The 8,573-nt window shown below is 69.0% G+C and carries 8 protein-coding genes and 1 tRNA gene; 3 read left to right on the top strand and 6 right to left on the bottom strand.

The genetic code is table 11. From position 1 onward, the window contains the following. Positions 1-104: 104 nt before the first annotated feature. The 3 genes from pheA (at position 105) to ABZ845_RS19555 (ending at position 3,773) form a co-directional block, all read left to right on the top strand. The gene (gene pheA, locus ABZ845_RS19565) at positions 105-1,037 is read left to right on the top strand and encodes a prephenate dehydratase (protein ID WP_360981048.1); all 933 of its coding nucleotides are present in this window, start codon (positions 105-107) and stop codon (positions 1,035-1,037) included. Between the two features lie 610 nt (positions 1,038-1,647). Further along, on the top strand, positions 1,648-2,925 hold the full coding sequence (gene serS / locus ABZ845_RS19560) for a serine--tRNA ligase (protein ID WP_360981045.1): 1,278 nt from the start codon (positions 1,648-1,650) through the stop codon (positions 2,923-2,925). Then, on the top strand, positions 2,922-3,773 hold the full coding sequence (locus ABZ845_RS19555) for an HAD family hydrolase (RefSeq protein ID WP_360981042.1): 852 nt from the start codon (positions 2,922-2,924) through the stop codon (positions 3,771-3,773). The genes serS and ABZ845_RS19555 overlap by 4 nt, the downstream gene beginning before the upstream one ends. 52 nt (positions 3,774-3,825) lie before the next feature. On the opposite strand, the gene ABZ845_RS19550 is transcribed toward ABZ845_RS19555, so the two are convergent. From ABZ845_RS19550 to ABZ845_RS19525, 6 genes are all read right to left on the bottom strand, one after another. Continuing rightward, positions 3,826-3,911: transfer RNA gene (locus ABZ845_RS19550), tRNA-Ser, on the bottom strand. 637 nt (positions 3,912-4,548) lie between these two features. Beyond that, complete coding sequence (locus ABZ845_RS19545) at positions 4,549-4,788, bottom strand: hypothetical protein (protein ID WP_360981039.1); 240 nt, start codon at positions 4,786-4,788, stop codon at positions 4,549-4,551. Positions 4,789-4,908: 120 nt separating this feature from the next. Next, complete coding sequence (locus ABZ845_RS19540) at positions 4,909-5,628, bottom strand: ABC transporter permease (RefSeq protein WP_360981036.1); 720 nt, start codon at positions 5,626-5,628, stop codon at positions 4,909-4,911. 10 nt (positions 5,629-5,638) lie between these two features. Continuing rightward, positions 5,639-6,550, bottom strand: coding sequence for an ABC transporter ATP-binding protein (locus ABZ845_RS19535; RefSeq protein WP_360981033.1), 912 nt, complete (start codon positions 6,548-6,550; stop codon positions 5,639-5,641). Further along, positions 6,547-7,455 (bottom strand): ABC transporter permease, encoded by a 909-nt coding sequence (locus tag ABZ845_RS19530; protein ID WP_360981030.1) that lies wholly within the window; start codon positions 7,453-7,455, stop codon positions 6,547-6,549. The genes ABZ845_RS19535 and ABZ845_RS19530 overlap by 4 nt, the downstream gene beginning before the upstream one ends. Next, positions 7,445-8,410 (bottom strand): ABC transporter ATP-binding protein, encoded by a 966-nt coding sequence (locus ABZ845_RS19525; RefSeq protein ID WP_360981058.1) that lies wholly within the window; start codon positions 8,408-8,410, stop codon positions 7,445-7,447. The genes ABZ845_RS19530 and ABZ845_RS19525 overlap by 11 nt, the downstream gene beginning before the upstream one ends. Between the last annotated feature and the right edge of the window lie 163 nt (positions 8,411-8,573).

The following is an 8,573-nucleotide window of genomic DNA, read 5'->3' as shown; positions in this document are numbered from 1 at the left end:
CAGCCGCAATCTGGCACAACTTCCAGACCGGCCAGGCGGTCAGCCGCTCACTGACCGCCTTCGATCACTGACCGTATTTGGACAGACTCGTCTAGGGTGAAGTCATGCCAGCCAGCTATGCGTATCTCGGTCCCGAAGGCACCTTCACCGAGGTCGCCCTGCGTACGCTGCCCGAGGCCGCGACCAGGGAGCTCGTCCCGATGGTGTCGGTCCCGGCGGCGCTCGACGCGGTGCGCGGCGGCGAGGCCGAGGCCGCCTTCGTGCCGATCGAGAACTCGGTGGAGGGCGGCATCACCACCACGCTGGACGAGCTGGTGGCGGGCGAGCCGCTGATGATCTACCGCGAGGTACTTCTCTCGATCACCTTCGCGTTGCTGGTCCGGCCCGGTACCAAGCTCTCCGAGATCAAGACGGTCACCGCGCACCCCGCCGCCCAGCCGCAGGTGCGTAACTGGCTGAAGGCCAACCTGCCGGAAGCCGCCTGGGAGTCGGCCGCGTCGAACGCGGACGGCGCCCGTCTGGTCCAGGAGGGCCGCTACGACGCGGCGTTCGCGGGCGAGTTCGCAGCCGCGCGGTACGGGCTGACGGCCCTGGAGACCGGCATCCACGACGCGGAGAACGCGCAGACGCGGTTCGTGCTGGTCGGCAGGCCGGCCCGGCCCGCGGCGCCCACGGGCGCGGACAAGACGTCCATCGTGCTGTGGCAGCGCGACGACCATCCGGGCGGACTGCGCGACCTGCTGGGTGAGTTCTCCGTACGGGGAGTCAACCTGATGCTGCTGCAGTCCCGCCCGACCGGTGCGGGCATCGGCAACTACTGCTTCTGCATCGACGCCGAGGGCCATATCGCTGACCGCCGGGTGGCCGAGGCGCTGATGGGGCTCAAGCGGCTCTGCCTGCAGGTGCGGTTCCTCGGTTCCTACCCGCGCGCGGACATCGAGCCCGCCGATGCCCAGGTCCCGCCGCCCGGCGCATCGGACGACGATTTCATGTCCGCGGCCGACTGGGTGGCCCGCTGCCAGGACGGCCGGTTCTAGGCTGCCAGGACGGACGCTCCGGGTTGCCAGGACGGACATTCCAGGCCCCCAAGACGGTCGGCACTAGATCGTTCTAGACTGACGTACGACAGCGCCCGGTCCTACCTGCAGATTTTCGCTGTCCACAGGAGTTATCCACAGGTGGGCTTCTCGATCTGGGGACAAGTCGACAACGCAACGCGGGAGAGTCGACAAAGCCCCCCATGGGTCTCCAGCCGTGCACCGTCACGTCCGCGACAGTTGTCCACCCGTTTCTTTCGATCAACACTTCGGGGCGACCCTTTTGCACCCGAAAGTGCTACCGATCTCGGTTTGTACCAGGAATTCTCCCCTCCAGGAACGACTTCCGGAATGATCACTTCCGGAATCCACAGACCTTCCGCACAGCCTGTGGATAACCTGCGCGGGGTTGTGGATGCCTGTGGACAAGCGCGAGCCAAATGCCGCTTCCCGCAGGGAAGTCGAGTCAAGATCCCGCAGCGGTGATACCTCCTTCGAGGACTGGTGACGCTTTTCTTGACACGCGCCGCAATTAACCCATAACGGAACTTGGGTCACGGATCCGAATACAGAGTCGTGAGCCGGAACTTCACACCGGTAGCCTTGAGGGGTGATCGACCTTCGCCTGCTCCGTGAGGACCCCGACCGTGTTCGCGCCTCCCAGCGCGCCCGTGGAGAGGACGTCGCCCTTGTCGACGCCCTGCTCTCCGCCGATGAGCGGCGCAGGTCGTCCGGCGTCCGGTTCGACGAGCTCCGCTCCGAACAGAAGACCCTCGGCAAGCTGATCCCCAAGGCTTCCGGCGACGAGAAGGCCGCCCTTCTGGAGAAGACGGGCCGGCTCTCCGCCGACGTCAAGGCGGCCGACGCCGCGCAGAACGAAGCCGACGAGGAGACCAAGCGCCTGCTGCTCCAGCTGGGCAACCTGGTGCACCCGGACGTGCCGGTCGGAGGCGAGGAGGACTTCGTCGTCCTCGAGACACACGGCACCATCCGCGACTTCGGCGCCGAGGGCTTCGAGCCCAAGGACCACCTGGAACTCGGCGAGGCGCTCGGTGCGATCGACGTCGAGCGCGGCGCCAAGGTCTCCGGCTCGCGCTTCTACTACCTGACGGGCGTCGGCGCTCTCCTCGAGCTGGCACTCGTCAACGCGGCGATGGCGCAGGCCGTGGAGGCCGGGTTCACCCCGATGCTGACCCCCGCCCTGGTCCGGCCGCGCGCCATGGAGGGCACCGGCTTCCTCGGCCAGGCCGCCGAGAACGTGTACCACCTGGAAAAGGACGACTACTACCTGGTCGGCACCTCCGAGGTACCGCTCGCGGCGTACCACATGGACGAGATCGTCGAGGCAGACAGCCTGCCGCTGCGCTACGCGGGCTTCTCGCCCTGCTTCCGTCGCGAGGCGGGCACCTACGGAAAGGACACGCGGGGCATCTTCCGCGTGCACCAGTTCGACAAGGTCGAGATGTTCTCGTACGTCGCCCCCGAGGACGCCGAGAACGAGCACAAGCGGCTGCTGGACTGGGAGAAGCAGTGGCTGACCTCGCTCGAGCTGCCGTTCCAGGTCATCGACGTGGCCTCCGGTGACCTGGGCGCGTCCGCGTCGCGGAAGTACGACTGCGAGGCATGGATCCCGACCCAGGGCAAGTACCGCGAGCTGACGTCGGCCTCCAACTGCGACAGCTTCCAGGCCCGCCGGCTGTCGGTGCGTATGCGCGACGGCAAGAAGGTGCAGCCGCTCGCAACGCTGAACGGCACGCTGTGCGCCGTACCGCGCACGATCGTGGCCATCCTGGAGAACCACCAGCTGGCCGACGGCTCCGTGCGGGTGCCGGAGATCCTGCGCCCCTACCTGGGCGGCCGGGAGCTGCTGGAGCCCGTCGCCAAGTGAGCGCGGCCGACTCCACCGGTTCCGCATCCATATTTCCGTACAAGCTGATCGCGACCGATCTCGACGGGACGCTCCTGAGTTCCGGCGACACGATCTCCCGGCGCACCCGTGAAGCGCTCGCCGCGGCCACCGCGGCGGGCGCAAAGCACCTCGTCGTCACCGGTCGCCCTGTCTCACTGACACGCGACGTACTCGACGGCCTCGGCTACCGGGGGCTCGCCGTGTGCGGCCAGGGAGCGCAGGTGTATGACGCTGCGGAGCACCGGCTGCTGACGTCGGTGACGCTGGACCGGCAGATCGCGGGACTCGCGCTGGCGAAGATCGAGGCCGAGGTGGGCCCGCTGCTGCTGGCGGCCGGCCGGGACGGACTGGACGGCGAGGTGCTGGTGGGCCCGGGCTACCGGGTCCACGAGGGTCCGGTGTCGTACCAGCCGATCAAGGACGCGGCCGAGCTGTGGTCCGCGCCGCTGAACAAGGTGTATCTCCAGCACCCGACGCTGGGTGACGACGAACTGGCCGAGGCGGCGCGACAGGCCGCCGGGGGCCTGGTCGGGGTGACGATGGCGGGCCAGGGGATCGTGGAACTCCTCCCTCTGGGCCTGTCCAAGGCGACGGGCCTGTCTCTCGCGGCGCGCAGGCTCGGGGTGAAGGCGAAGGACACGATCGCCTTCGGCGATATGCCGAACGACCTTGCGATGTTCGCCTGGGCGGCCCGCGGCGTGGCCATGGCCAACGCCCATGACGAACTCAAGGCGGTCGCGGACGAGATCACGCTGTCCAACGAGGAGGACGGCATCGCGGTGGTGCTGGAACGGTTGCTGGGACAGCGGTTCTCGCGTCGCGGCTGATCGCTCTTCGCGTCGCGGTTGATCGTGTGACCGGGTAGCGGTTGATGTGTCGCGGAGGATGCGCGGATCGAACGCGCGCGGGGACTGACCCCGACCACGGCTTAGCAAGCCGGTGCCTTACCACTCGGCCAATCCTCCGGGTGGGCGGCCCGCGCGACACCGGTCGCGCGCTCGAAGCGGCCGCCCCGGGCAGCTCCTGTGCGGGCGGGGCTCGACGGAGGGGTAACTACTCCGGAAGCCGCCGCGGGCTGCCCTGCCGGGAGCTCGGCGAACTGCCGTGCATTGACATCGCCCAGCTCCTCTCCCAGTGTGTGGTGCCGGATCGGTCCGGCGTCGTGGACATCCACCACTGTGCCTGGTCGGGTGTGGTGGGCGCCACCGAATTACTCCGTAGGCGGCGGGGGTTTCGCGCAGTTCCCCGCGCCCCTGTCGGGCGGGCTGCGGCGCGTCGTCGGCTGCGGGTGCGTTGTGCGGATTTGCGCAGTTCCCCGCGCCCCCATCGGGCGGGCTCCGGCCCGTTGTCGGCTGCGGGTGCTTCGTGGGGAATTGCGCAGTTCCCCGCGCCCCTGTCGGGCGGGCTCCGGCGCGTCGTCGGCTGCGGGTGCGTTGTGCGGATTTGCGCAGTTCCCCGCGCCCCCATCGGGTGGACTCCGGCCCGTTGTCGCCTGCGGGTGCTTCGTACGTAATTGGGTAGTTCTGCGGTGCCTTGGGTGCGCGAAGCGTGCTTCCAGGGGTGTGGGGAACTGCGCGAAATCAGGGCGCCGGAGTCAACGGGTTACCGGCGGCGCCACCTGCGGCGGCGGGCCTTGCTGAAGAACCAGCCTGCGGGCGGTTCGTCGGAGCGCCATGGCTGGGGGTCGGGCGCCTCGTTGCGCCAGCGGGCCGCCAGCATCCGGGCGCGGGCGGACGGCTCCGTGGCCGACGCGGACCGTATGAAGTCCTCGTCGAGGACGACGTCCTCCCAGGAGTCCCCGGCCTCGCCCGCCCCGTCTCCTCGTGGTGCCTGCGCTGCCATCCCGTTCCCTTCCGCTCTGCGTCACCTTGCCCAAGTGTGCCCAGGACGGTGTGAAGCCGCCGTCAAAGGCGTCTGTGGGGTACGGCCCGAACGCGGCCGTACCCCACGGAGCGGTGCTTCCTACTCCTCGCCCGCCAGCGTCAGCGCCCGCAGTTTGCGGCCCGCGTACCAGGTGGCGGCCACGGTCACCGCGACCAGCAGCACCGTGGCGGTCGGCAGCTTCACGTCCGAGGTGACCAGGGCGCTGTGGGAGACCTTCTGCGCCACCGCGAGGGCCCACTGCTGGACACTGAGCGTGCGCGCCCCGGAGACCAGCGAGCCGAAGAGCGCCTCCCAGACCAGCGCGTAGACCAGGCCGAAGACCACGGCGTGTCGGCTCACCGTGCCGAGCAGCAGGAACAGCGCGGCGTACGCGATGGAGGCGACCAGCGCCGCGACCGTGTAGGCGACCGCGATCTGCTGCCCGTTGCCGTTGAGGATCATGCCCGCGAGGAACGTCGGGAGGGCCGAGAACGCCATGGTGACGGCGATCGCGACGATCAGCTTGGTGAAGATGATCGTGGACCGCTTCACCGGCTTGGCCAGCAGGTACACCACCGAGCCGTCGTCGATCTCGGGCCCGATCGCACCCGTGCCGGCGATGACGCCGATGATCGGCACCATCGTGGCGAGGGCGAATCCGCCCAGGACGTCATGGGCGACCTGGTCGTCGGCGCCGGTCAGCGTCCGGACGACCGCGGAGATCACGATCAGCAGCACGGGCAGCGCGCCGAGGATGAGGGCCCGGCGGCGGCCGAGCAGGCCCCGATAAGTGAGCCGGGCGACTGTGGGGTCGTACATCTTCGGCCTCCTACGCCGCGACCAGATACGAGAAGACGGACTCGAGGGATTCGTCGGACGGGGAGACCGTGAGCAGACGGATCCCGTGATCCCGCGCGACCCTCGGCAGCAGGGCCGTGAACCTGCCGAAGTCGACCGCCTGGACGCGCAGCGCGCCCTCGCTGAGGTCGACCTCGATGCCGGTCGTCGACGGATCGGCGATCAGCGCGGCGGCGAGCGCCCGGTCGTCGCTGGAGCGCACGAGATAGCGGTGCGGGCGGTCGGTCATCAGCCGGCGGATCTTGCGGAAGTCACCGCTCGCGGCATGCCGTCCGGCGACGATCACCTCGATGTGCGAGGCGAGTTGCTCGACCTCTTCGAGGATGTGGGACGAGAAGAGCACCGTGCGCCCCTCGGCACCCATCCGCTTCAGCAGGTCCATCAGCTGCATGCGCTGGCGGGGGTCCATGCCGTTGAACGGCTCGTCGAGCAGCAGCAGGGAGGGGTCGTGCACAAGGGCGGACGCCATCTTCACGCGCTGCCGCATGCCCTTGGAGTACGTGGAGATCTTCCGGTCCTGCGCGTACTCCATCTCGACCGTGGCGAGGGCGCGCTCGGCCGCCTTGGCGCCGAGACCGTGCAGCTCGGCGTTGGCGACGACGAACTCGCGGCCGGTGAGGAAGTCGTACATCGCCTCGCGTTCGGGGACGATGCCGATGCGTTTGTAGATCTCCTCATTGCGCCACACGGGCCGGCCGTCGAGGGTGACGGTGCCGGTGGAGGGGGCGAGGAAGCCGCCCATCATGTTGATGAGGGTGGACTTCCCGGCGCCGTTGGGGCCCAGCAGGCCGGTGACCCCAGGGCCGATGGTCATCGTGATGTCGTTGACGGCGACCACGTTTCCGAACCAGCGGGAGACATGGTCGATGGAGAGCGTGGTCACAGTCCGGCCTTTCGGTAGCGGCGTGCCAGCAGGCCGTAGCTGCCCGCGATGAGCCCCAGGAGGACGAGGAGGAAGACGACTCCCTGGGCGGTCGAGGGCCCGTGTTCCCCGGGGTAGGAGGAGGTCGCGCCGAGGAAGGCCGTCTGCACGCCGTCGAGGAGCGTGATCGGCGAGAACAGGCCCATCCAGACGGTGGTGTGGACGTTCCCCGAATGCACGGTGGCGATGGCCTGGATGGTGGAGACGGCACCGTACGAGATGGTCAGGACGGCGATGACCGCGGCGATGCCGAAGCCACGCCGGGGCGTGGCGGCGGCGATGACCAGGCCGATCCCCGAGAACAGCACGGAGAGCAGTGCCACGGAGACCAGTCCCTCGGCGAATCCCTTCGTCTGGTGGGAGAAGTCCAGCTTGGCGAGGAGCGCGCCCACGTAGAGGACGAGCAGGGGCGTGGCCGTCAGGATGAACATCGCCGAGGCCAGCGCCGCGTACTTGGCCCGCACGTAGTCGATGGTCTCCATCGGGCGCGAGAAATACAGCGGCACGGTCTTGAAGCGCAGGTCGCGGGAGACGGCCTGGGGCGCCTGCGAGGCCGCGTACAGACCGATCAGGGCCTGCATGATGATCGCGTAGCGCGTGTACTCGACGGGAAGGTCCTTCGCCTTGGTGGCCACGGCGACCGCCACCATGATCAGTGCGGGCACGCACATGACCACGAACAGCAGCATCGGCAGCACCTTGGACTTCACCGAGCGGCCGAGGCCGTAGGCACCGCGCAGGGACTGCGAGTAGAGCGAGCGGCGGGCGTAGGAGCGGCCGAGGCGCGGGCCGTCGTACGCGCGGTAGCCGATGTTGTGGATCCGCGTCTGTTCGGCCTCACGGGCCGTGGGCTGCTCAACCGCCATGGCCGATCGCCTCCTTCCGCTGCTCGTCCTCGTTCTTGAAGACCTCCGCGATCTGGTGCCTGCGCTGCTCCATCCGGACCAGGCCGAGGCCCAGGTCGGCGACGATGTCCCGGACGAGGTCGTACGTCTGCTCGCCCTCCGCGGTCAGCAGCAGGACATGCCCGGCGCCCGGCAGGCCGCCGCCGTCGTCGTGCGTGGTCACCCCGCGCGCCAGGAGCGCGTCACGCACCGCGCGGGTGCCGTCGGGGTGCTCGTCGCTGTCGGTGACCTCGATCGCGAGAGTGGTGGTCGTCTGGGTGAAGTCACGGGTGGAGCTGGAGCGCAGCAGCTTGCCGCCGTCGACCACGACGACGTGGTCGCAAGTGCGCTCCAGTTCGCCCAGCAGATGCGAGGTGACCAGGACCGAGATGCCGAAGTCGGTGTGGACGCGGCGGATCAGGCCGAGCATCTCGTCGCGGCCGACCGGGTCGAGGCCGTTGGTGGGCTCGTCCAGGAAGACCAGTTGCGGGTCGTGCACCAGAGCCTGGGCAAGCTTCACGCGCTGCTTCATGCCGGTGGAGTAGCCGCCGATGGGGCGGTAGCGCTCCTCGTACAGGCCGACATGGCGCAGGGTGTCCGCCGTGCGCTCACGGGCGGCGGCCGGGGGCAGGCCCGACATGCGCGCCATGTGGACCACGAACTCCGTGGCCGACACGTCGGGCGGCAGGCAGTCGTGCTCCGGCATGTACCCGACGCGCTCACGGATGGCGCCACCCTTGGTGGCGACATCGAGCCCGAGCACCTCGGCGCGGCCCTCGGTGGCGGGGGAGAGACCCAGCAGGATCTTGATCAATGTGGACTTGCCGGCCCCGTTGGCACCGACGAGTCCCGTCACACCGGGTCCGATGTCCAAGGAGAGCCGGTCAAGGGCGGTCACCCTGGGGAACCGCTTGCTCAGGCTTTCGGTCGCGATCACAGTCACGTCCTAGACGGTAGTGACACGGACCACGCCGGTCGTCAGACCGCAGAGCAGTCTTGGCATCAGACTCCAGTCGTACGGGTCCGTAGGGGTCCATCTGAAGTCGAACGCGGCAGAGCTGTGCCCGGGGCCGTGCGTGGTGCCATACGCGAGGCCGCGC

This window comes from Streptomyces sp. NPDC047022 (assembly GCF_040644155.1).
In the GTDB taxonomy this organism is placed as follows: domain Bacteria; phylum Actinomycetota; class Actinomycetes; order Streptomycetales; family Streptomycetaceae; genus Streptomyces.
The sequence above is the reverse complement of the archived record's forward strand: the minus strand, read 5'-3'. Positions and strand labels throughout refer to the sequence as shown.